Raw genomic sequence first — 23199 nt, forward strand, 5'->3', positions numbered from 1 at the left:
TTTTAGTAAGACTCGCTACACTGTGCGATCTAAACACCTTAAATGATAGGTGTTGGCTCAATGAGCGGCATTTTTATTATCTGTTGAAAGCTAATTCTCAGCTTAACCCAAAGGTTAAGCCTTGAGACGAGAAAGCTAGAAGACTAAGAGTTAGCCTCGACCACCTTTAATCGCTTTAATGATTTCAGTCGTAGAGCAACCATCTTCAAAGTTAAGTACTTTAACTTCACCGCCAGCCGCAATCACTTCCGCACCACCAGCAATCTCTTCAGGTTTGTAATCACCACCTTTCACAAGAATGCTTGGCAGAACTTCAGAGATCAAACGTTGCGGTGTATCTTCAGAAAACGGAACAACCCAATCAACCGCACCTAAACCAGCCAGTACCGCCATACGACGATCGGTTGGGTTCACAGGACGACCAGGGCCTTTTAAGCGTTTCACAGATTCATCCGTATTCACAGCAACGATCAAACGATCACCCAACTCAGCAGCATGGTTCATGTAAGAGACATGTCCCGCATGCAGAATATCAAAGCAGCCATTAGTCATAACGACTTTCTCGCCTTTCGCACGAGCACGTTTCACCGCTTCAACTAGGGCAGCTTCAGAGATCACACCGTAGTCAGTATCTTGGCTACCATGAATCGCTTCCGCTAACTCAATCGTAGACAACGTCGATGTACCTAGCTTGCCAACTACCACGCCAGCTGCAGCGTTTGCTAATGCACACGCTTCATCAAGTGGCTTACCTGCAGCAACTGAAGCTGCTAATACTGAAATAACCGTATCACCAGCACCAGTAACGTCATACACTTCTTTCGCTTGGGTCGGTAAGTGGAATGGTTCTACGCCTTTGCGGAGCAATGTCATGCCATGCTCACTGCGAGTCACTAGCAAGGCTTCAAAATCAAACTCTTCAATTAACGCGAGCCCTTTTTCGATCATTTCATCTTCAGACTTAACCTTACCGGCAACCAGCTCAAACTCCGCCATGTTTGGCGTAAGTAATGTCGCACCACGGTAGCGTTCAAAATCTGCACCTTTAGGGTCGATAAACACCGGAACGTTCGCGGCGCGTGCTTTTTGAATAAAGCTCTGCACATGCTCCAAAGCACCTTTCGCATAATCAGATAAGATTACCGAGCGTACATTAGGCAGTGCTTGCTCCATGCGAGATAAAACAAGCTCAGGATCCGTGTTCTCAAATTTGTCTTCAAAATCAAGGCGGATCAACTGCTGTCCACGGCTCATGACACGTAATTTTGTGATGGTTGGGTAGTCGTCCAACTCAACAAAATCACACTTCACCTTCAGTGCACCTAGGGTGTTTTTTAACACCTCAGCAGGCTCATCTTTTCCAGTCAAACCAACGATATGAGCATGACCACCAAGAGAGGCAATATTCATTGCTACGTTGGCAGCACCACCAGGACGCTCTTCGTTATTTTCTACTTTAACAACGGGCACAGGTGCTTCTGGTGAAATACGGCCAGTAGGGCCATACCAGTAACGGTCAAGCATTACATCACCGACAACAAGAACGCCTGATTGGCTGTAGTCAGGTAGAATTGGTTTCATTGTGGATCTCCAAAAATCGAATCTGGCTAGAGTCTAGCACACTGATTACAGTGGCTAAACCATAGAAAAATGAGTGAAAGCCTAACTCGATAGATACTCTAGTAGCTAATAAGCAGCTAAGAAGTCGATAAGCGATCACTAAATGATAATGACGTAACCGTTAAGAAATAGTTCCGTTACGCTTCCATCCATTGCTTCCATGCCTGAACAACATGTTCCCTTTCCATTTTAAATTTATCAATCGTCACGTCCGCATCAAGGTTGAGTAGATTGCGGTGATGGATTTCATCTCTTAATGTTGTATAGGCATTAGTTAATGCCATGCCTTGCTGTTCGTCCATAATCCCTTGTGACAACAGACTTTCAAAGATTCGTACATTGTCACACCAACGAGTCAACTTAGGTTTTTCATTACTGTATCGAAGTACTAAATATTGCGCCAAAAACTCAATATCGGTGATACCACCCGCATCTTGTTTCAGCATGAATCGATCGGCTTTTTTTCCACCGAGGTGCCCGCGCATTTTTTCACGCATATCGACAACGGATTTTTTAAGTACAGCTTCATCTCGAGTCAAACACAAAATCTCATGGCGAGTCTTGTTAAATGCCGAAGCCAATAAGTCATCACCATAAATCATACGAGCGCGAGTCAAAGCTTGGTGCTCCCAAGTCCACGCGTCATTATGCTGATACTCATCAAAGGCATCGGTTGGACTCACTAATAGACCAGAGACACCTAAAGGGCGCAAGCGAGTGTCGACCTCGTACAAAATACCAGAAGCAGTTCTGGTCGAGAAAATATGAATAATGCGCTGCGCCAATCTCAGATAAAATTGGCGTCCGTCGATCTCTTTCTTACCATCAGTATAGATGTGTACCGGGCAATCGTGCATGAATACGATATCGAGATCGGAGTTATAACCAAGCTCCCAACCGCCGACTTTGCCGTAACCAACGACGGCGAAGCCACGACCTTCACGATCTTTAACGTGGGTAGGCTCCCCAAACTTGGCTGTCACTTGTAACCAAGCTTGATTGATGCCGGCCTCAACAATCGCTTCTGCTAAATAGGTAAGGTGATCACTGACCTTCATAACAGGCAAAACGCCCGCAATATCAGCGGCTGCAATTCTCAAGATACAAGTCTGCTTAAACTGACGCAGACCCTCCATCTGTTGTTCCATGTCATCTTCAGGAATACGGGCTAGATAATCACGTAACTCGGTCTTGTAAGACTCTAAAGGCACGGGATTGTAGAGTTGTTGCGGATCAATAAGTTCATCTAACAGGATTGGGTAACGACCCAACTGCTCCGAGATCATCGGGCTCGCTGTACATAAGCGAACGAGTTGAGTGAGGGCTGCAGGGTGCTCATCCAATAGCTCAAGATACGTGGTGCGCGTAACGATTTTTTGTAACAGATGCAGCACTCGAGACAAACCAAATTCAGCATCCTTGGCGGTATAGAGCGCTTGAAACACTTTGGGCATTAATCGATTGAGTACTTCACGTCCACGAGGGCCAAGGGTTTTCTTAGCCAAATCAGCTTTGAATTGGATAATGGTTTTCGCCGCTTGCTGTGGGTTAGCAATCGCGATGTCATGCTCTAGAACCTGCTCAATCACATCTTGCTTATGAGCCATATCCCACAACTCACTAAAGTGACTCGCGATTGGGTTAGCATCATCTTCATCAACCCCAATTAGGTCTTCGAATACTGTGTGAACATTCGCCATATGAGCACGGGTCGCATCAATCAAACCATCCCAATCTGCAAACTGCATGGCGACAGCAAGTTGCAACTGTTCGAAATCGCCATCAGGTAAGGTTTGAGTTTGCTTGTCGGCCATCGCTTGTAATAGGTTCTCAAGGCGGCGTAAAAACAGGTATGCCTCACGTAAGTGACCGACCTCTTCTGCTTCTAATAAATGAAGATATTCAATCGCACTTAACGTCTCCAACAAACCTCGACCACGAAGGCTCGGTTCACGTCCACCACGAATCAGTTGAAAGACTTGAGCAATAAACTCGACTTCACGAATACCACCAGAGCCAAGCTTAATGTTGTTTGATAAGCCACGACGTCGCACTTCGCTACTGATCATCGACTTCATTCGACGCAAAGATTGAATGGCACTGAAGTCAATATAACGACGAAAAACAAACGGACGCAGCATCTGGCGGAGCTCTTGGTATTCAGGGTACATTTCGCTGCCCATCACACGCGCCTTAACCATTGCGTAGCGTTCCCAGTCACGGCCTTGTTCTTGGTAATAGTCTTCAAGAGCAGCATAGCTCATGACCAAAGGGCCGCTCTCCCCGAATGGACGCAAGCGCATGTCGACTCGATAACAGAATCCGTCAAAGGTTTGCTGATCAAGCGCCTTGATAATACGTTGCCCCAAACGCGTGAAGAACTGCGCGTTGGCGATACTTCTTCTTGCTCCTTGGGTTTCACCATTCTCAGGGTAAGTAAAAATTAGATCGATATCGGAAGAGAAATTCAGCTCACCGCCACCTAACTTGCCCATACCTATGATCAACATAGGCTGCGCTTCACCTTGCTCGTTACAAGGTGTGCCCCACTCTTTACAACAAATATCGTACTGCCATTGATAGGTCTCAAAGATCATCGCCTCTGCTAGCATCGACAAATGATTTAAGCTCTGTTCTAGATCCCATGAGCCCATAAAGTCACGCCAAGCAATGTAGGTCATCTCTCGATTGCGGAATTGACGCAGTACACGTTGGCCGCTCATTTCATCAGCACAACCAGAAAGTAACTCGGCCAAACGCTTACGATACCCTTCCGCGCGCTCTTCACATCTCAGCATCTCTGGCAAGGTGCTGGATAAAATCGAGTCACGCTGTAAACAATCACCAACAAAACAGCTCAAGCCTAATACACGCTTGAGCTCGGCAATCAATGACTCAGGCCAAGTGTTAATGGCGTCACTTTGATGCTCTAATAATTGCTCAAAAGCAGACTGGGAATGAGTGACGAGTAGAGAAGGCAATGGCATGTTTCTTCCTTGTGTAAGCTGCGCACCGAACAATTGGCTTGTCGGTTCAGTTCTTCAATAACGAGTTCTAAAAACTAATGATTAGTTATACCAAAGTTCTGCCAATAAAAAACGCCCACATTAGCAATGTGGGCGTTTTATCAGTGAACTTATCAAGCAAAGCCTTTATCTCTAATAACAAGTCTCCGTGGCCAAACCTCTAGGAATAGACCTTTAGATCTTACAAACTAGAGCTCAAGACCGAGAACTGGGGATTAAACCTTAAACTGCTTAATCTTACCGTCTAGCTCTTGTGCGTTGCTTTCCATGATCTCAGAAGTCTCGAGAAGCTCACCCACCACCACTACGGAAGCTTCAACAAGCTCACGAACATTGGTCAGGTTGACACTCATCTCTTCCGCGACACTAGTTTGTTGGCCCGCAGCAGTCGCGATCTGGAAGTTCATATCATTAATCTGGTTTACCTGACTTACGATGCCATCAAGCTCAGAACCAGCGTTAGTCACTAGGTCTACGCCTTCAGCGGCTTCAACAACACTCTTTTCCATCAGCTCTACAGCCGAGTTAGCACTGCTTTGTAGATGGCTAATCATATCTTGAATTTCTACTGTCGCTTGCTGAGTACGTTGCGCAAGGTTACGAACCTCATCGGCAACAACCGCAAAACCACGTCCCGCTTCACCGGCACGCGCGGCTTCAATCGCTGCGTTCAAAGCCAATAGGTTCGTTTGCTCTGAAATGCCTTGGATAGTACCAACCACACTGCCAATCGAGTCTACGCGCTCTTCTACTTGGTTTACCGCTGCTGCAGAGGCTGCGATGTCCGAAGAAAGCTCACTCATCTTAGAAACAGAACCTTGAACGAACTTCTGACCTGTTAGTGCTTGACCTGATGCTTGCTCAGTAAGAGAAGAAGCACTTTGCGCGTGCTCAGCCACAGTTTGCACAGTAGACGTCATCTCGCTCATTGCTGTCGCTAGTTGGTCGATTTCGTTAAATTCTTCCTGAGCTGAATCTTTGGTTTCGGACATGCTGATGGTCATCACTTCCGTCAGGGCAAACAACTCATCAGAAGAGGCCACCTGAGTTTTGATCATGTCATTCAACTGGACTCGAGTTTTTTCGAGTTCTCGTGCCACATCACCGTATTCATCTTTACAATCCATATGAATAGGCACTGATAGGTTCTTATCGGCCATCGTTTTAATGGCGTCATTGAGGTATTGAGTTTGGCGAAGCATAACGCGCGCTGCCGCCAATAGAAGAACCACAAACACAATGATCATCAAGGCTGTTTGCCAAGCCACTTGAACTAGGTAAGTCTCGTAATGCTGCTGTGCAACTTGTGCATTGTTAGTGACTGCAAGTAATGAATCGTAAAACGCACTTGCGTCCCATAGCTGCTTCGAAATAATCAAGATAGTGCTGAAAACCATCAGCATGATCATTTTTGGAACGAGACGGATGTCCGAGATAATCCTTTCCCACGGCTTGAATGACAGTTTAGTCATTGTCAGTTCTCCATTAACTCTTATATATTGATGGCTTCTATATCCGCGAGATGGCTATGTCAGTCAAAGTTCGCGATTTATTTTGAGCCTCGTATGAATGTTAAATAGTATCAAAGACACCACTAAGCCGATGAGCTTATTATCACTGATTCTCTCTTTCTTAGCGTTATTTGTGATCTCAGGCTTATTGTTTGCACCGATTGATAAAGAATCGAAACAAGTTCTTATCGGCCTGGACTTTATAATCTGTAGCGTTTTTCTTTTTCAGCTCACTATTGATCTATTCAGATCACAAAATAAGAAAGAATATCTAAAAGTACACTGGATCGATTTCTTGGCAAGCATCCCTATGGTCGAGCCACTTCGATTCGCTCGCATTTTTCAGATCTTGCGCGTGATTCTCGTTCTTCGGTCAGGAAAACGTGTTTTCAGGGAGCTGTTTAGCAATCGAAAAGAAACGACACTCGCCTCAATTATTTTGCTATTGGTTATTCTCCTGACCATAGGTGCAGGAACAATACTGCTGCTAGAGCACAAGGATCCCAATGCCAACATTACCACTGGCCAAGATGCTTTATGGTGGGCTTTCGTAACGATTAGTACCGTGGGGTACGGCGATCATTATCCAGTGACGAGCTCAGGCAAGTTAGTCGCTTCTCTGGTGATCATTTGTGGTGTGGGTGTTTTTGGTATGATTTCAGGGTTGATTACTTCTTTGATCACCTCTCCAACTCGCCATGACAATCAACGAGCTGAAAACAAAGAGAAGCACCTTGAGAAGATCATTGAGCAACAACAGAAAATTCTCGAACGACTAGAAAAGCTGGAACAACAAACAAAAAAATAGGGCCGAAGCCCTATTTTCAATTTCATGTTGTTATGAAACTCAGTCTTGCCAATACGGCTCAACTTCTACACTTATTTGGCGTGTCTGTTCCATCGCATGCAGAATAGACACCTCTTGACGAGCTAACCAACGCTCTAGCTGAACCTTCTCATCGCCTTCTAACTTCTCAGTCAAAGGCTCTAATGTTTTAAGTGCCAGCAAATCGTCAATACCTTGCACCATATCGGCCCATGGCAAGCGGAAACTGTTTCGTTCATCGTCATCATACAAACTCGCGAAACCAACACCAGAATATAGGTTTCTCATCAAACGATATTGCTGTTCAATATACGCTTGGCTAGTCATCACTCGCTCTGGCGGGAAAGCTTCCATCAAGTCGGCCCATGTGCGATCGAGTTGCTTAACCGAAAACCATTCGATACCACGTGCCATTTGTTCACGTGCTTTTTCGTCTAAGAATGGTTGCCAGCCACGAGACAAGATCCAGCGACTCAGATCTAGCAACAAACCAGTGTAACGAGCAGAGCTCAACAGGGTAAGCAGTTCTTCGCGATCGGGAAGTTGCTCTTGCATCTCTTTAAGTTCAGCGACCAAAAACTTACGCGCATCCAATTTACGCAGTACGTGGCCTTTATCTTCGAGCAAATCTTCGAAGTGGTCATAGCTTTTTAGCCAGTCGAGTTCTTGCTCAAGCCACTTAAGCTCTTGGCGTAAAATAGCACTCGCGCGTCTTGGGACAATGCCACCATAGATGGTGAAGGTTTGACGAATAAAACTCAGCGAGTGACTGATCTCATGTAACGCTTCAATGGATTGGCGCTCGGTGAAGATCTGCTCGTGATAATGCCAATGAGCGAGAGCATGCTCTAAAGATTGAATGAAACACGATTCAACAGTATCACTTTTAGCAGTATCAACTAAGGTCAAAGGAGTGACTTCATCTCCTTGATAACCTTGAGCAAGGCGGTAACCCTTAGCGGCTTTGCTTAGATTACCTAAACGCATGCCACCTTGTTCACAGAATTGACGAGACAGTGTAAACAGAGCATCTGTTTGACCGGACTTAAGTTCCAATTCGACTTCACAAATCGGTTCTTGCAGTTCGCCTGATTCAACAAAACCTTGATCGAATGCGACCTCGACTTGACTGCCATCAGGCATACCAATCAACCACTGCTCACGTGTGAAGTTGGTAGAAAATAGAGGAGTCAGCTCAGCTTGCAGCGTTTCGATGTCTTTACCCGCTGGCCAGATGTCCTCTGGATGTAGGGCTAGCTTAGGTTCATTGCTGTCATGTTCTGCATTGTATTCAGGCCTTTGATGCAGGCCTGCAACCACACGACCAGCCGTCTTTACGGTTTGTACAAATACGTCATCAAAGCGTCGAATGCGCAAGCCAGTATCGTGCTTACGTAACCAGTTATCGGGGGTGTCAAAGTAGATGTTACCTAGCTCACGACAACTGTGCTGAAGTACTTTAGTTTCAGCAATTTTATTGCGTAAAGTCTCTGAAAAATCAGGAGAAACAAAAAACTTCAGTTCTATCTCGGTTTCCATAGTTATACCTTTCTGTGAAGATAGGGACAGGATATTGCCAATTTGAAAACTCAGCAAGTCAGAAATATCGCCCTTATGATGATCTAAAACAGTTTTAATGAGACATTGATTAGGTTAACATGCGCGACTTTGTAGCCATCGCTTAACATTTCACCATGAATATGGTGTATGTTGTTTTAAGGTTATTATTTATTAGGTTGGATGACCATGCCAGTAAATACAATTATGGGGTTATTTGCAAAGTCCCCAATTAAACCTTTGCAGCGTCACGTAGTATGCGTGAACGAATGTTGTTCTCACCTAGTTAATTTCTTTGAAGTTTCTTCAAAAGGTGACTGGGAGAAAGCATCAGAAATTCGAGCTCAAATTTCTCACCTTGAGAAAGAAGCTGACGTACTAAAACGTGAAATTCGCCTTAAACTTCCTCGCGGTTTGTTTATGCCAGTTGATCGCACCGATATGTTGGAGCTATTAACTCAACAAGACAAACTAGCAAACCTAGCGAAAGACATTGCTGGCCGTGTATATGGTCGTCAACTTGTCATTCCTGCTCCTATGCAAGAAAACTTCATCGCTTACGTTAAACGTTGTCTAGATGCAGCGAACCAAGCACAAAACGTAATCAATGAACTAGACGAATTACTTGAAACGGGCTTTAAAGGCCGTGAAGTAACACTCGTTGCTGAAATGATTCATCAATTAGATGTAATTGAAGATGACACGGACGCGATGCAGATCGAACTACGCCAACAACTAATGGCGATTGAAGATGGTCTGAATCCAGTTGATATCATGTTCTTATACAAAATTCTTGAATGGGTTGGTGGTATTGCAGATCAAGCACAGCGTGTAGGCGCTCGTCTTGAAGTAATGCTTTCTCGATCTTAAATCATACGTTAACTATATAACGAAGAGCATTTTTTGAACAAACCACTTATGCGCTGAGTATTTCTCTCGCTGAGCGGTTTTTTGCGTCTAAATTTGTTCCGCTTGTTATCAAACAACTAGGTATTACGATGGATATCCTTGCTAACTACGGCACTGTCCTGATTATTGTTGCAGCAGCTTTCGGTTTCTTGATGGCTATTGGTATTGGTGCAAATGACGTTGCGAACGCAATGGGCACTTCAGTAGGCTCTAAAGCTCTAACCGTTAAACAAGCGATCATTATCGCAATGATCTTTGAATTCGCAGGTGCTTACCTTGCGGGCGGCGAAGTAACAGACACGATCCGTAAAGGTGTTATCGAAACATCTCTGTTTGCAGATCAACCTGACGTACTTGTGTACGGTATGATGTCTGCACTACTAGCTGCTGGTACATGGCTACTTCTAGCTTCATACATGGGTTGGCCAGTATCAACGACTCACTCAATCATCGGTGCAATCATCGGTTTTGCTTGTGTGTCTGTGGGTACTGAAGCTGTAGATTGGAACAGTGTCCAAGGCATTGTGGGAAGTTGGATTGTCACACCATTGATTTCCGGTATCTTCGCCTATCTCATATTTGTCAGTGCCCAGCGACTGATATTCGATACAGAAAACCCGCTATTCAATGCGAAGCGTTTTGTACCGGTATACATGTTCATTACTACAATGGTCATTGCACTTGTAACGATCAAGAAAGGTCTTAAGCACGTAGGCCTTCATCTAACCGGTACTGAAGCATGGTTATGGGCTGCAGGTGTTTCTGCTGTCGTCATGATTGGCGGTTACTTATACATTCAGAAGAAGTTTGCTAACCGCGAAGAAGACCACGGTTTTACTGGCGTAGAAGGTATCTTCAGCGTACTAATGGTTATCACAGCTTGTGCAATGGCATTCGCACACGGTTCAAACGATGTTGCCAACGCAATTGGTCCACTATCAGCGGTTGTTTCAACGGTTGAGCACATGGGCGAAATCTCAGGCAAGAGCACTATCGCATGGTGGATTCTTCCACTAGGTGGTATTGGTATCGTTGTTGGTCTTGCAACAATGGGTCATAAAGTAATGGCAACCGTTGGTACTGGTATTACAGAACTAACTCCTAGCCGTGGCTTTGCAGCTCAACTAGCGACCGCGTGTACGGTTGTACTTGCTTCTGGTACTGGCCTTCCGATTTCAACCACGCAAACATTGGTTGGTGCGGTATTAGGTGTAGGCTTTGCTCGTGGTATCGCAGCTCTAAACCTAGGCGTTGTACGTAACATCGTAGCTTCTTGGATTGTGACGTTACCTGCAGGTGCTCTACTTGCTGTTGTATTCTTCTACGCAATTCAGGCTATGTTTACTATGTAATAGCCCTGACGCTAGTCAATATTAGCGTCAGAAAACGGTGAGCTTCAGTAAAGATATGTAAATACCATGTCATTATTGACTCAAACGCACAGAAAGGGAGGCTTTGCCTCCCTTCTTTGTTGCACCATATAAAAAAACTAAATATTATTTGCTCATTGAGGCTGACTCATACGCCTACCCAATTTGAATCGTTAAAGGATTTACTGTGAAAAAACTGATTAGCTTAGTTTTGTTCGCAATGCTTGCGGCTCCAGCTGCCTTTGCTCAAGACCGTTATATTGCTGACAAACTATTTACTTATATGCACTCTGGCCCAAATAATACTTTCCGTATCATAGGTAGTATTGATGCCGGTGAGAAAATCACCTACCTGCAAACGAACAAGAGCACGGGTTACACTCAGGTTCAAGATAACCGAGGACGCAAAGGTTGGGTTGAGAGTAAGTTCGTAAGCACAAAAGAAAGTATGGCACTACGCATGCCTAAGCTAGAGAAAGAACTCTCTGAAGTAAAAGGCAAGCTGGCAAATGCTCGCCAAAGTGCTGATAGCGAAAAAGCAGGTCTCGCAAGCTCTCTAGACTCTCGTAACAAGCAGATTGCTGAACTAGAGCAGAACTACAGTGAGATTAGCCAACAGCTAACGAGCTCTCAAACAGAGAACCGTGAACTACGCGCTAAGCTAGATACTCAAAAAGATGACTTACTATTGAAGTACTTTATGTACGGTGGTGGTGTTGCTGGTATTGGTCTACTTCTTGGTCTTGTTCTGCCACACATCATGCCTCGTCGTAGAAAGTCACCAAACGGCTGGGCGTAAGCCTCGCATTTGGTGCAGTAGGTTCCGTATCGAATATCAAAAAGGAGCACCGAGGTGCTCCTTTTTATTTGTCTGGATTTATCATTCAAGTCACAGCGCTAACATCAATCACATTAAGTAATATCGATAGTACTAACCTTTCCACTCATACAAAGCTGGGATTTCTATTTTCTGCTGATTGAATTCAATGATTACCGATTGTGGTTTAATCTCAAGCAACTGAACACCTCGCTCGATCCATTCCCCTTGAGCAACTTCATGTCCATTCACTTTTACCCAACGCTTAGTTTCGCTACTCGAGTACATGTGAGTTTGTAAGTCTAACTTAGGTAATACACCAGACAATCTATTGCCATGTGTTTCTAAACCGATGACCTGAGAATCCATATTCCCCACAGGTCTAGAATCCATAGGTTCAGGTGAAACCAACTGCTCTCCCATCATTGATTCAAGCTTCAACGCTAAATCGGGTGGCAACTCGGTGAGGTCTAACCCTTTCAGTAAATCACGGTCCGATTGCAGCGTGGCATTATCATTATTTGTTCCAGGTTGAACTGACGGTTCAATAGATAATGGCTCTAAATTCGTTGCTGCTTGATTACTAGTATCTACATTTGCCAATATCGCTTTTGAGTCACTAGCGATATTGCCGATGTCGGTGCCCATCTTTGCATGTATCTCTTGACGCGGTAGTGCTTTCAAAAGCTGGCTTACCGGTGCCGAGCGAACTGAGAATAATGCTTCATCGTCTGCATCCACTGACACTGCATTCACACTGGCAATGCCAGCACCGGCAATTTGAGGCTCAAGGTCTGATTGAAGCTTTGATTCAGGCAGAACTCCGAAGGCAACGGAGTTAGCCGAGTATTGCTGCTGTTGACTGTACGACTGATAAGCCAGAACGCCGCCCACCAATAAAGAAGGCACCAAGACAAGGATCAGTCCCATTGTTAACGATGAACCTCGTTTGTTGCTAATCCCTCTAACAGAGCTAGGCACGTGATGGTTTTGGTAACCTTTAAAGCTAGGTTTATGATTAGAAGACTGTTTAAGCTCGTGCATAATACGTGACATTAGCTTTCGCCTCCTTCTAATGACATCAACTTAGGCGAGTCGAGTTGAGCTAATCTCTGCAACCTTGCTAAGGTGCGCTTACCTGCGATGCCATCAACAGACATACCCTGCCAAGTTTGAAACGCTTCGATTTTCATTTTCAATTCATAGTCAAATACATCACTGCCCGATACGTCTTCACCCAAGACTTCTGAAAGCAATAGATCAAGTAAAGCAACCGCCTCACCTTGATAACCCTCTTTCAGGGTCTCTCTTAGCGGCTGTTTCCAAATCGCGACATAATCACCTTGCCAAATTTGCTTTAAGGTGCGCTTAGGCATCACCAATAGCTTTTCGTTGACTAGGAGCTCAATAGACTCCTCAGACGCGCCATAAAGTACAGCAAACACAGGTTCTTGACCTAATTCCAGATTAAGAACCACGGGAACTCCAAGTTCAATCAAATATTCTAAATTGGCTTGATGTTGCTCACATACAAATACACTTTGTTGTTCACTCAAACATAGCCAATCACGAAGCGAAGATTCATACCCCCAAAGCGTGTATAGGTCCCTAATTGCAAGCGTTTGATTATTCCCTTGCTTTAAGTGATTCTGAACATCTTGTGGTAGTGCAAACTTCGAAGTCTTGAGATCTTGAACCGGTATAGATTTATCATCCAATATCGGTGTTTCAGCCACAAATGATCGTTGAGTATTCGCCGCTACTTCCGTTTTCACTTCACTGGAAGTATCTGCAGGCATCCATGAACTAATATAGGTTGGGGCGAAGTTAAAGGTCGCGATTGCAAGGCCGACACTTAATGTGGCAATCCCCGCGTATTGGATTAATTTTGGAACTACATGAGTAGCGCGAGTTTTCTCGACGTGATACACATCGGCCTGAAAGGACATGACCTGCTGACAAGCTCGGTTAACCGTTTCATTACTCGGTGATTTATCACCATCATGGAAAGCCAATTGCAGCGCTTTATCACACACCAAGTTAATGAGCCTCGGAATACCATGGGTATATTGGGAGATAAGCTTGATTGAACGATTCGAAAACAACATCTGCTCACCACCAGCCGTTTCCAAACGAAACGCGATGTACTTACCCGTTTCTTCGATATTAAGAGGTAATAAGTGATAACGACCTGTAATCCGCTGCGCGAGTTGACGTAGCTGTGTGGTTTGTAAGTGTTGCTGTAATTCAGGTTGTCCAACCAACAGCACCTTTAATAGCTTACGACTATCGGTTTCTAAATTGGTCAGAAGGCGTAGCTGCTCCAACACATCAGCTGCAAGGTGTTGGGCCTCATCTATCACCAATAAGGTTTGAATGCCTTCAGCATGGCTATCAAGCAGGAAGTGATGAATTGCCTGACTCAGCTGTTTCAACGACGCTTGTTCAGGGTATTCGACCTCAAACTCATCGCAGATAGCTTCAAGTAAATCTGAATTGGAAAACGTAGGGTTGAGTATAAGGCCAGCTTGAGTCTGATGATCGAGTGATGACAACATCGCTTTGGCGACCGTTGTTTTTCCAGTACCCACTTCACCAGTAAGCATCGCAAAGCCCCCACCTTCGCCTAAACCGGCTTGTAGGTTCTGCATCGCTTCTTGATGGCGCTGACTTAAAAACAAATAGCGAGAATTTGGTACAATCGAAAATGGCATCTCAACGAAGCCAAAATATTCCTTATACATGTGCTGCCCTATAATTACGATTAATGGAAAGTACCATTGCTCGCAGTAAAGTCCAGCAGTGATAAAACATTTCGAGGTGATAAGTTGCAAATATACGATAGCCTACCAAAATACAATGGGCTACAGCGCTATCTAGTCGGTGGAGCGGTACGCGATAAGCTGCTCAATATTGATAGTTATGATAGAGATTGGGTCGTGGTAGGAAGTACCCCTCAGGAGATGGAAAGCCTTGGCTTTACTGCTGTCGGGAAAGATTTCCCTGTATTCTTACACCCAAAAACCAAAGAAGAGCACGCACTGGCTCGCACTGAGAAAAAATCCGGTTCGGGTTATACCGGTTTCGAATGTTACTTTGCACCTGATGTGAGTTTGGAAGAAGATCTCATGCGTCGAGATCTAACGATCAACGCCATCGCTCAAGATGACAAAGGCCAACTTTACGATCCTTACCATGGCCAAAAAGATCTCTCTGATCGTATTCTAAGGCACGTCTCGGATGCCTTTGTTGAAGATCCTCTTCGTGTGCTGCGTGTGGCTCGCTTCGCCGCCAAACTCCATCATCTCAACTTCACGGTTGCATCTGAAACCATGGTGATGATGAGTGAGATAGTGCAATCCGGTGAACTGGCACACCTCACTGCAGAGCGAGTTTGGCAAGAGTGGCATAAATCTCTTAGCACTCCCCACCCTGAAGTGTTCCTTTCTGTATTGAAAGAGTGTGGTGCGTTGGCTGTTGTATTGCCTGAAATTGACGCTCTGTTTGGTGTACCTCAACCTGAAAAATGGCACCCTGAGATCGACACGGGCATCCACACTCTGATGGTGGCTCAACAAGCTGCGCTATCAAGTTCATCATTGCCAGTACGTTTTGCAGCTCAAGTGCATGACTTAGGTAAAGGTGTCACGCCAGAAAGCGAGTGGCCAAGCCACAAAATGCATTGCCATACAGGCTTAAAAATCATTAAGAAACTGTGTGAAAGAGTCAGAGTGCCCAATGAATTCAGAGACCTCGCGTTGTTAGTGTGCGAACAGCATTCTAATATCCATCGTGCAGGCGAGCTAAAGCCAACCACCTTCCTCAAGGTTCTCAACAAGTTCGATGTTTGGCGTAAGCCAGATAGACTCGACGATATACTGCTTTGCTGCCAGGCCGATCACGCAGGCCGAAAAGGATTAGAAAATCAGCCGTATCCTCAAAAAACGCGTTTTGAAGTGGCTTACCAAGCAGCACTTCAAGTCGAAGTTAAAGCGATTATTGCCGATGGTTTTCAAGGTAAAGACATTCGGGAAGAACAAGAGAAGCGCAGAGCTGCCGCGATTGAGATTGCCCTATTAGAACTCGCTGATAATTGATCGTAATAACACTGGTTACCATGCATTAAAAAACCCGCGACTAAGCGGGTTTTTCCGTTTCAATCTGTAGGACGAAACATTTGTCTTCGTAAGTCGAGCGCTACTGCATCATCAAGAAAGCAAATAGACCAAAACCTAAAATCAGGCGGTAGATAACAAACGGCGTCATTCCCATACGAGAGATAAGCTTCAAGAAGAAGTGAATACAGATATAAGCACTAATGAAAGAAACCACGATTCCCGTTAGCAAAGTACCAACATGGATTGGATCACCACTGGTCACTAACTTCAGGCCCAAATAGCCACCAGCCAGAGTGATGATTGGGATAGACATCAAGAAAGAGAATCGAGCCGCCGCTTCACGTGTGAAACCAAGGTAAAGTGCTGCGGTGATCGTTGCGCCAGAACGAGACGTACCAGGGATAATAGCCATTGCTTGAGCAAGACCAATAAACAGCGCCTTTTTCCAACCCGCTTGGTATTCGTCATCACGCAGGCTTGAGTTCTTATCCACCCACCATAGCAACAGACCAAAGATAATGGTGGTCGTCGCTATCACCCATGCACTGCGCAAGTAAAGCTCAACAATATCTTTCATCAACAAACCAAAGATACACGCAGGAATCGTCGCGAGAATGATCATCCACGCCAGCTTTGCTTCTTTACTGCGATCGCCTTTAAACACTGAACCAAAAAATGCGCTCAACAGAGAGACCACTTCTTTGCGAAAATAGATAACGACAGCTGCCAAAGTACCGACATGGACCGCCACATCAAAAGCCAAGCCTTGATCTTCCCAACCTAAAACAGCCGAAGGAAGGATTAAGTGTGCAGAACTGGAAATAGGTAAAAACTCAGTAAAGCCTTGCACCAACGCCAACATAAACGCTTCAAAATAACTCATTACTTACCCTAAAAAATTATAGTGTTATATCAACGACAGAGAGCGTATCTAATTGCTGCATCTTCTGCCATATTTCACTGACGGTTCTTCCATCTTGCGGGATCACTCTCGCAGGACAAAGATCATAAAGTGGTTGTGTTACAAAAGGATATTTATAGATATCACTGCGTGGTAATTCTGGATCGCTCTCTGATACCACCTCTCCAAACAGCACAATATCAAGATCGAGCTTTCGATCTTGAAGCTTATGGGCATCTTGAGGGCGACCCCATTTAAACTCAATTTCACGCAGGTGCTGTGAAAATTCAGTCAATGAGAGTGATGTATCGATCTCAACCACAAAGTTATAAAACGAGTGGCTTTTAAACCCCACAGGCTCACAGTGATAGATCTTAGAGCATTTAAGGTTAGTTCCTAATGATTGAAGCTCTGTCCATGCCACCCTTGCATGCTTGTCGCGGTCTATGTTCGTGCCAACACCAACATAGGCTATTGTCATGCTTGGCCTCTTTCGATGATCACACCCACGGCTTTTGCTTGTGGTACTGCGCCAGGCTTCGCTAGACGAATTTTAACCCAAGGCACTGAGAGCTGAGTCATAATCAATTCAGCGACTTCTTCTGCCACACGCTCAACTAATAGGAATCGGCCATTCGCAATGTGGTCAAGCACGGCAGTGCTGACTGTCGAGTAATCCAAAGCATCGACAACATCATCACTCTTACCTGCTGGGCGATTGTCATGAGCCATTTCAATATCAAGCACAAGTTTTTGTTTAATCTCTTGTTCCCAATCGTAAACACCGATCGTTGTAATTACTTCTAGCTGTTCAATGAAAACTTTATCCAGTGCCATGACTTGTCCTTTTAGAGGTCGGATACCCATACCGGGGAAAAAAACGTATTATTTGCGTAATTCCAGATATGATATCAATTACTCTTAGATTGAGCATTATTTTCCCATCGTTAGGCTTATAACTGTTTAAGGAAAAACATGACCCCATTGGCACTCATCATGATTATTGCTGCCTATTTACTAGGTTCAATCTCTAGTGCGGTCTTGATATGCCAAGTCTTAAGACTTCCTGACCCAAGAACTGTGGGGTCCAATAACCCCGGAGCCACCAATGTGCTTCGCGTGGGTGGCAAAGGCGCTGCTGCGGCCGTCTTGCTTTGTGACATGCTTAAAGGCACCATTCCTGTTTGGCTTGGCTACTACCTCAAGATCGATCCCATCATTTTAGGTGTTGTGGCGATCGCAGCCTGTCTTGGTCATATGTATCCAATATTCTTCCACTTTAAAGGTGGTAAAGGCGTGGCAACGGCACTCGGAGCTATCGCTCCAATTGGATTCGATCTAACAGGCATGATCATGGCGACCTGGTTGGTTGTGGCATTTTTGTTTCGTTATTCTTCTTTAGCCGCACTGGTTACTGTATTGCTCGCACCTTTCTACGCTTGGTTAGTCAAACCTCAATACACACTGCCTGTGGCCATGTTGTGTTGTTTGATCGTCCTACGTCACCATCAGAATATCCGCCGCCTTCTCGATGGCAGCGAACCAAAGCTCGGGCAAAAAAAATCGGCTTAAACTGCCATGTCTAAGCCGAACCATTTTTAAACGGAGATACGTTTAAACCAACGTAAATCTTTGTCGAACAATACTATTCAATATTTAAAGCTTACAGCAGATGTTTATCTAAAAACGTCTTCAGCATTGTGTTCACAAACTCTGGTTGCTCTAGCGAACTAATGTGACCAGCACCAGGAATCACCACTAACTCACTGCCCGTAATGCAATCATGCATTAGGTATGACTCCAGTGCCGGACGCGGCTTATCTTCTTGTCCAACCGCAATCAAAACTGGCAGTGCAAAGTTCTCTACCGCTTCAATCATGTCACGACGCCCAAACACCATCCGACCGATTCGCGCGACTTCTTCCGCTTTATCACCTTGCAGTTCAGACAAATGCTGAGTAAAGCTCTCAACCAAAGCTGGTGAGTTTGTTTGAGCATCATTAGCAAAGAACAGTGGAACTACGGCTTCAACAATCGGTTGAGGAACCATTTTGGTTTGAGTAATGGTGTCTAACATACTGAAGTATTTAGCATGAGCAACTTCTGGCTCTAAGCCAACAAAGGTATCCATAAGTACCAAAGACTTGATTCGAGCAGGTGCTAACTCCGCTAACTCAGTTCCCCACATACCGCCAACCGATAAGCCAACCACAGAGAATTCTTCGATCTCTAAATGATCAAGCAGAGCCAAAACGTGCTGAGCGTAATCTTTCAAGTTACGCATCGAAGCTGGTGCAGCTTGTGATTCACCATGAGACCAAAGCTCTGGAACAATACAGCGATACTGAGTTTTTAATGCATCGATCTGCGGCTTCCACATTGCACTGTCCCAAAGGTAGCTGTGGCCTAACACAACAACAGGGCCTTGACCTTCATCTAGGTACGCCATCGACTGATTGTCTACTGTAAACTTGTTCATTTTCTTCCCTAATCTCTATTAGCAATTATTTATCGACACATAGTCGGTAAGCTAGGATATAAAAACGGCCGCACAAGGCGACCGTTTATCGAAACACACTGGTTTATTCTGCGCTTAGCTTTTGTTGATCGACGGTTTCTCGTTGAACGATTGCTACTAGCCAAGCAATTGCTACTAGCTAAGCAATTGGCTCTAGTTGGTCAATTGGCCAACGCGGCGTGGCATGAACAGACAAATCAGCCGTTTCACCATTTTTAAGGCGTTGCATACCCGCATAAGCAATCATCGCACCGTTATCAGTACAGAATTCAGTTCGTGGGTAGTACACCTCTCCACCGATTTTCTTCGCTAGCGCTTCAAGCTCAATACGTAGCTGTTTGTTGGCACTAACACCGCCAGCAATCACGATACGTTTCATGCCCGTCTCTACCAAGGCACGCTTACACTTGATTACCAAGGTCGCACAAACCGCTTCTTGGAACGCATAAGCGATGTCAGCACGAGTTTGGTCATCATTGTCATTAGCACGAATGGTATTTGCCGCGAACGTTTTCAAGCCCGAAAAGCTCATATCTAGACCCGGACGATCGGTCATTGGACGTGGGAACTTAAAACGACCTGGCGTGCCTTTTTCTGCGAGTCGAGATAGCAGTGGACCACCTGGGTAATCTAAGCCCATTAGCTTCGCGGTTTTATCAAACGCTTCACCCGCCGCATCATCAATCGATTCACCAAGAATTCGGTATTCACCAATGCCTTTCACTTCTACCATCATGGTATGACCGCCAGAAACCAGCAGAGCAACAAATGGGAATGGTGGAGGATTATCTTCTAGCATTGGCGCAAGAAGGTGACCTTCCATATGGTGCACTGGCACAGCAGGCACGCCCCACGCATAGGCAATACTGCGACCAATCGTTGCGCCCACAAGCAATGCACCAACCAAACCAGGGCCAGCCGTGTAAGCCACGCCATCAATATCTTTCGACGTTAGGTTCGCTTCTGCCAATGCCGCTTTAATCAGTGGAATGGTTTTTTTTACGTGGTCACGCGACGCTAGCTCAGGTACCACACCACCGTAATCGGCGTGCAGCTTTACTTGGCTGTATAACTGATGAGAAAGCAGCCCTTGCTCATCATCATAAATTGCGATTCCTGTTTCATCACAAGAGGTTTCAATACCAATAATGCGCATAATTTTCTCGGCACGCTTTCGTCTAAAATGGGAAATTAGCGCAATATTACCCTGCCTAAGCTCTTCAAACAAATATTGTACAGACTATAATCGACAAAGTGCTTTACAAAGCCACTGTGATCGGATTAAAATTCCGCACCATTTTTGATCAAGCTGGTTAATGACCAAACGCGAATAGAGAGTTAGCTCGATGGGTAACTTCTCTGATTTGGTACTGAATAACCAGCGATAATGAATAACCCCTGAGGTGAAAGGCATATGCCAATAGTTAAAGTACGTGAAAACGAACCGTTCGACGTTGCACTACGTCGTTTCAAGCGCTCTTGTGAAAAAGCAGGTATCCTTTCTGAAGTGCGTCGTCGTGAGCATTACGAAAAGCCAACTACAGTTCGCAAACGCGCTAAAGCAGCAGCTCAAAAGCGTCACGCTAAAAAGCTAGCTCGCGAAAACGCACGTCGCGTTCGTCTGTACTAATAACTTAATCCATAAGGACTGAGTTATGGCTCTTATTGAACAACTCAAAGAAGAGCAAAAATTAGCGATGAAAGCCAAGGACAAACCGCGCCTTGGCACTATCCGCTTAGCTCTTTCAGCAATTAAGCAACGTGAAGTTGACGAACGGATCACTCTGAACGACGACGACATTGTTGCTATATTAGTTAAAATGGTTAAGCAACGTCGCGATTCTGTTGCTCAATATGAATCGGCAAATCGTCAAGATCTTGCTGACGTGGAAAAAGCAGAAATTACGGTACTTGAAGGCTTTATGCCTCAACCGCTAACTGAAGAAGAAGTTATTGCACTACTTGATAGCGCAATTGCAGAAGCTCAACCTGCGGGCATGCAAGACATGGGTAAAGTAATGGCTATCTTGAAACCACAAATTCAAGGGCGTGCAGATATGGGTAAAGTTAGTGGTTTAGTTCGTTCTAAACTCGCTTAATCCCAAATCAAATTGCAACAAGCCGTGCAATCCTTCGGAACGCACGGCTTGTTTGTATCTGTAACCTATTCAAACTATTATTATCCACACTCTCAGTTAGTGCATTTTTCTAAGGTTTTATGGCAGGACACATCCCGCGTAGTTTCATCGATGATCTCCTAGCGCGTCTCGACATTGTCGATATTGTGGACGCACGCGTGAAACTTAAGAAAAAAGGCAAAAACTATGGTGCTTGTTGCCCATTTCACAACGAAAAGACCCCTTCTTTCAGCGTAAGCCAAGAAAAACAGTTTTATCACTGCTTTGGTTGTGGCGTACACGGCAATGCCATCGACTTCATTATGGAGTTCGAACGTCTCGATTTTGTTGAAGCGATTGAAGAGCTGGCCTCATTTTTAGGACTTGATGTTCCTAGAGAACAGCGCAGCGGTGAAATATCCATGGCGCCAAGAGCCAACAGCGAACAAAAACGTAACCTCTACGATTTGATGGGCGGCATCAGTAATTTTTACCGCTCTCAGCTGAAAATCTCAGCGAACAAACCTGCGATTGATTATCTAAAAAATCGCGGTCTTTCTGGTGAAATCGTACAGAAATTTGGCATTGGCTACGTCGCTGATGAATGGGACTTGGTTCGTAAGAACTTTGGCCAACAGAAAGAAGCCCAAGACATGCTCGTGACTGGCGGCATGCTAATCGAGAACGATAAAGGTAACCGATACGACCGATTCCGTGGACGCGTCATGTTCCCGATTCGTGATCGTCGTGGCCGTGTGATTGGTTTTGGTGGTCGTGTATTAGAAGACGGCACACCCAAATACCTCAACTCACCAGAAACGCCTATCTTCCATAAAGGTAAAGAGCTTTACGGCCTTTATGAAGTGCTGCAAGCCTACCGTGAACCGCCGCAAATACTTGTGGTTGAAGGTTACATGGATGTCGTGGCACTCGCGCAATATGGTGTCGATTACGCGGTTGGTACACTAGGTACGGCAAGCTCTAATGAGCACCTGCAAACCTTATTTAGACAAACTAGTACTGTAATTTGTTCATTTGATGGTGATAACGCAGGCAAGAAAGCTGCTCGCGGCGCAATGGAACATGCCTTAGAGTATTTGAATACTAATAAAACTCTAAAAGTAATGTTCTTACCTGACGGTGAAGATCCTGACTCTTTTGTTAGAACATATGGAAAAGAAAGGCTTGAGATAGAGATGAATAATGCTCTTTCCCTACCTGATTTCTTATTAAAGGACATACTTGAAAGAGTTGTAGATAACAGCAGTCGAGAAGGTAAAAGACATGTAGTTACTCTAGCTGCCCCTCTGCTAGATAAAACCAAAGATCCTTCCCTAAAAGCTTATCTATGGAACGAACTCGCATTAAGAGTAGGCTGGAGTAACGACCAGGTTGATAAATTTCTTTTGGAATTAAAGCGACAAGGGGCTTCTAGTAACAGAGAGCCCGTCAAACCTCAACCGCATAAAGAGCTGAAGCGCACTCCAATGCGTGAAGTTATCGCTTTGCTTATCCAAAATCCGAGCTATGCTGATATGGTACCGGATTTATCAAGTGTCAAAGGCTTACAGTTGCCTGGGCTAAGTTTATTCGTCGAAGTACTTGATAAATGCCATGCGCATCCCCATATCAACACAGGCCAATTATTAGAGCATTGGCGACACAATAAACATGAGGCGCTTCTGTCTCGTCTCGCGAGCTGGGAAATCCCCCTCGACGAAGACAATCAAGAAGACATATTTTTAGACTCATTGGACAATATCCTTGCCCAGTGCGTTGAAAAACAAATTGAAAACCTGCAGGCCAAAGCAAGAAGTGTCGGTTTATCAGCCGAAGAAAAAAGGGAGCTACTAGCTTTAATGCTAGATCTAAAAGCGTAACCCTGTTTGATTAGTCAGCATTTAATAAA

General features: G+C 44.9%; 20 protein-coding genes. 9 read left to right on the top strand and 11 right to left on the bottom strand.

Annotated elements, in window-relative coordinates:
- Window positions 1-150: 150 nt before the first annotated feature.
- The 3 genes from hldE to ACED53_RS05715 form a co-directional block, all read right to left on the bottom strand.
- Window positions 151-1581, bottom strand: a complete 1431-nt coding sequence (gene hldE / locus ACED53_RS05705; protein ID WP_009848977.1) for a bifunctional D-glycero-beta-D-manno-heptose-7-phosphate kinase/D-glycero-beta-D-manno-heptose 1-phosphate adenylyltransferase HldE — start codon at window positions 1579-1581, stop codon at window positions 151-153.
- A 176-nt stretch (window positions 1582-1757) separates the two neighbouring features.
- The gene (gene glnE, locus ACED53_RS05710; protein ID WP_102579717.1) at window positions 1758-4607 is read right to left on the bottom strand and encodes a bifunctional [glutamate--ammonia ligase]-adenylyl-L-tyrosine phosphorylase/[glutamate--ammonia-ligase] adenylyltransferase; all 2850 of its coding nucleotides are present in this window, start codon (window positions 4605-4607) and stop codon (window positions 1758-1760) included.
- 254 nt (window positions 4608-4861) lie between these two features.
- Complete coding sequence (locus ACED53_RS05715; RefSeq protein ID WP_012603193.1) at window positions 4862-6118, bottom strand: methyl-accepting chemotaxis protein; 1257 nt, start codon at window positions 6116-6118, stop codon at window positions 4862-4864.
- Between the two features lie 97 nt (window positions 6119-6215).
- Here ACED53_RS05715 and ACED53_RS05720 point away from each other — a divergent pair, with 97 nt between their 5' ends.
- Window positions 6216-6965, top strand: a complete 750-nt coding sequence (locus ACED53_RS05720) for a potassium channel family protein (protein ID WP_017100419.1) — start codon at window positions 6216-6218, stop codon at window positions 6963-6965.
- A 39-nt stretch (window positions 6966-7004) separates the two neighbouring features.
- On the opposite strand, the gene ACED53_RS05725 is transcribed toward ACED53_RS05720, so the two are convergent.
- On the bottom strand, window positions 7005-8522 hold the full coding sequence (locus ACED53_RS05725) for an inorganic triphosphatase (RefSeq protein WP_017100420.1): 1518 nt from the start codon (window positions 8520-8522) through the stop codon (window positions 7005-7007).
- Window positions 8523-8729: 207 nt separating this feature from the next.
- Between ACED53_RS05725 and ACED53_RS05730 the strand changes: the two genes are divergently transcribed.
- From ACED53_RS05730 to ACED53_RS05740, 3 genes are all read left to right on the top strand, one after another.
- Window positions 8730-9410 carry a TIGR00153 family protein gene (locus tag ACED53_RS05730; protein ID WP_029223984.1) on the top strand — a complete coding sequence of 227 codons (681 nt, stop codon included), beginning with the start codon at window positions 8730-8732 and terminating at the stop codon, window positions 9408-9410.
- Between the two features lie 128 nt (window positions 9411-9538).
- Entirely contained in the window at window positions 9539-10801 is a 1263-nt protein-coding gene (locus tag ACED53_RS05735) for an inorganic phosphate transporter (protein WP_012603189.1), read from the top strand.
- A 205-nt stretch (window positions 10802-11006) separates the two neighbouring features.
- Window positions 11007-11618 (top strand): TIGR04211 family SH3 domain-containing protein, encoded by a 612-nt coding sequence (locus ACED53_RS05740; protein WP_017100421.1) that lies wholly within the window; start codon window positions 11007-11009, stop codon window positions 11616-11618.
- A 132-nt stretch (window positions 11619-11750) separates the two neighbouring features.
- On the opposite strand, the gene ACED53_RS05745 is transcribed toward ACED53_RS05740, so the two are convergent.
- Together ACED53_RS05745 and ACED53_RS05750 are read right to left on the bottom strand one after the other, a co-directional pair.
- The gene (locus ACED53_RS05745) at window positions 11751-12692 is read right to left on the bottom strand and encodes a general secretion pathway protein GspB (protein WP_017100422.1); all 942 of its coding nucleotides are present in this window, start codon (window positions 12690-12692) and stop codon (window positions 11751-11753) included.
- On the bottom strand, window positions 12692-14380 hold the full coding sequence (locus tag ACED53_RS05750) for an ExeA family protein (RefSeq protein ID WP_017100423.1): 1689 nt from the start codon (window positions 14378-14380) through the stop codon (window positions 12692-12694). The genes ACED53_RS05745 and ACED53_RS05750 overlap by 1 nt, the downstream gene beginning before the upstream one ends.
- Before the next feature lie 36 nt (window positions 14381-14416).
- Between ACED53_RS05750 and ACED53_RS05755 the strand changes: the two genes are divergently transcribed.
- Entirely contained in the window at window positions 14417-15733 is a 1317-nt protein-coding gene (locus ACED53_RS05755) for a multifunctional CCA addition/repair protein (protein WP_017100424.1), read from the top strand.
- Window positions 15734-15833: 100 nt separating this feature from the next.
- Here the strand turns inward: ACED53_RS05755 and ACED53_RS05760 are convergent, their stop codons facing one another.
- From ACED53_RS05760 to folB, 3 genes are read right to left on the bottom strand one after another with little or no spacing between them, the layout of a single operon-like run.
- Window positions 15834-16637 carry an undecaprenyl-diphosphate phosphatase gene (locus tag ACED53_RS05760; RefSeq protein ID WP_004735967.1) on the bottom strand — a complete coding sequence of 268 codons (804 nt, stop codon included), beginning with the start codon at window positions 16635-16637 and terminating at the stop codon, window positions 15834-15836.
- Between the two features lie 16 nt (window positions 16638-16653).
- Complete coding sequence (gene folK, locus ACED53_RS05765; protein WP_012603184.1) at window positions 16654-17136, bottom strand: 2-amino-4-hydroxy-6-hydroxymethyldihydropteridine diphosphokinase; 483 nt, start codon at window positions 17134-17136, stop codon at window positions 16654-16656.
- Complete coding sequence (gene folB / locus ACED53_RS05770; RefSeq protein ID WP_017100425.1) at window positions 17133-17492, bottom strand: dihydroneopterin aldolase; 360 nt, start codon at window positions 17490-17492, stop codon at window positions 17133-17135. Before folB ends, folK begins: the two co-directional genes overlap by 4 nt.
- A 138-nt stretch (window positions 17493-17630) precedes the next feature.
- On the opposite strand from folB, the gene plsY reads away from it, so the two are divergent.
- Window positions 17631-18227, top strand: a complete 597-nt coding sequence (gene plsY / locus ACED53_RS05775) for a glycerol-3-phosphate 1-O-acyltransferase PlsY (RefSeq protein ID WP_017100426.1) — start codon at window positions 17631-17633, stop codon at window positions 18225-18227.
- A gap of 91 nt (window positions 18228-18318) precedes the next feature.
- On the opposite strand, the gene ACED53_RS05780 is transcribed toward plsY, so the two are convergent.
- Both ACED53_RS05780 and tsaD read right to left on the bottom strand, forming a co-directional pair.
- Window positions 18319-19134: an alpha/beta fold hydrolase gene (locus tag ACED53_RS05780; RefSeq protein ID WP_017100427.1), complete on the bottom strand. Its 816-nt coding sequence runs from the start codon at window positions 19132-19134 to the stop codon at window positions 18319-18321.
- A gap of 178 nt (window positions 19135-19312) precedes the next feature.
- Entirely contained in the window at window positions 19313-20329 is a 1017-nt protein-coding gene (tsaD, locus tag ACED53_RS05785; protein WP_004735972.1) for a tRNA (adenosine(37)-N6)-threonylcarbamoyltransferase complex transferase subunit TsaD, read from the bottom strand.
- A 258-nt stretch (window positions 20330-20587) separates the two neighbouring features.
- On the opposite strand from tsaD, the gene rpsU reads away from it, so the two are divergent.
- The 3 genes from rpsU to dnaG all read left to right on the top strand — a co-directional run bounded on the left by rpsU (window position 20588) and on the right by dnaG (window position 23170).
- A complete protein-coding gene (gene rpsU, locus ACED53_RS05790; protein WP_004396009.1) occupies window positions 20588-20803 on the top strand; it encodes a 30S ribosomal protein S21 in 216 nt (71 codons plus the stop codon).
- Between the two features lie 25 nt (window positions 20804-20828).
- Window positions 20829-21272, top strand: coding sequence for a GatB/YqeY domain-containing protein (locus ACED53_RS05795; protein WP_017100428.1), 444 nt, complete (start codon window positions 20829-20831; stop codon window positions 21270-21272).
- Window positions 21273-21391: 119 nt separating this feature from the next.
- Window positions 21392-23170, top strand: a complete 1779-nt coding sequence (dnaG, locus tag ACED53_RS05800; protein WP_017098283.1) for a DNA primase — start codon at window positions 21392-21394, stop codon at window positions 23168-23170.
- Window positions 23171-23199: the final 29 nt, after the last annotated feature.

Origin of the sequence: Vibrio sp. 1F169, from assembly GCF_041439605.1 — a bacterium.
Taxonomy (GTDB): Bacteria; Pseudomonadota; Gammaproteobacteria; order Enterobacterales; family Vibrionaceae; genus Vibrio; species Vibrio tasmaniensis_A.

Bases quoted from the DNA above. Each gene is read 5' to 3' on its own strand.
- hldE (WP_009848977.1), bottom strand. From the start codon at position 1,581: ATGAAACCAATTCTACCTGACTACAGCCAATCAGGCGTTCTTGTTGTC.
- glnE (WP_102579717.1), bottom strand. From the start codon at position 4,607: ATGCCATTGCCTTCTCTACTCGTCACTCATTCCCAGTCTGCTTTTGAG.
- ACED53_RS05715 (WP_012603193.1), bottom strand. From the start codon at position 6,118: ATGACTAAACTGTCATTCAAGCCGTGGGAAAGGATTATCTCGGACATC.
- ACED53_RS05720 (WP_017100419.1), top strand. From the start codon at position 6,216: ATGTTAAATAGTATCAAAGACACCACTAAGCCGATGAGCTTATTATCA.
- ACED53_RS05725 (WP_017100420.1), bottom strand. From the start codon at position 8,522: ATGGAAACCGAGATAGAACTGAAGTTTTTTGTTTCTCCTGATTTTTCA.
- ACED53_RS05730 (WP_029223984.1), top strand. From the start codon at position 8,730: ATGCCAGTAAATACAATTATGGGGTTATTTGCAAAGTCCCCAATTAAA.
- ACED53_RS05735 (WP_012603189.1), top strand. From the start codon at position 9,539: ATGGATATCCTTGCTAACTACGGCACTGTCCTGATTATTGTTGCAGCA.
- ACED53_RS05745 (WP_017100422.1), bottom strand. From the start codon at position 12,692: ATGTCACGTATTATGCACGAGCTTAAACAGTCTTCTAATCATAAACCT.
- ACED53_RS05750 (WP_017100423.1), bottom strand. From the start codon at position 14,380: ATGTATAAGGAATATTTTGGCTTCGTTGAGATGCCATTTTCGATTGTA.
- ACED53_RS05760 (WP_004735967.1), bottom strand. From the start codon at position 16,637: ATGAGTTATTTTGAAGCGTTTATGTTGGCGTTGGTGCAAGGCTTTACT.
- folK (WP_012603184.1), bottom strand. From the start codon at position 17,136: ATGACAATAGCCTATGTTGGTGTTGGCACGAACATAGACCGCGACAAG.
- folB (WP_017100425.1), bottom strand. From the start codon at position 17,492: ATGGCACTGGATAAAGTTTTCATTGAACAGCTAGAAGTAATTACAACG.
- plsY (WP_017100426.1), top strand. From the start codon at position 17,631: ATGACCCCATTGGCACTCATCATGATTATTGCTGCCTATTTACTAGGT.
- ACED53_RS05780 (WP_017100427.1), bottom strand. From the start codon at position 19,134: ATGAACAAGTTTACAGTAGACAATCAGTCGATGGCGTACCTAGATGAA.
- tsaD (WP_004735972.1), bottom strand. From the start codon at position 20,329: ATGCGCATTATTGGTATTGAAACCTCTTGTGATGAAACAGGAATCGCA.
- rpsU (WP_004396009.1), top strand. From the start codon at position 20,588: ATGCCAATAGTTAAAGTACGTGAAAACGAACCGTTCGACGTTGCACTA.
- ACED53_RS05795 (WP_017100428.1), top strand. From the start codon at position 20,829: ATGGCTCTTATTGAACAACTCAAAGAAGAGCAAAAATTAGCGATGAAA.
- dnaG (WP_017098283.1), top strand. From the start codon at position 21,392: ATGGCAGGACACATCCCGCGTAGTTTCATCGATGATCTCCTAGCGCGT.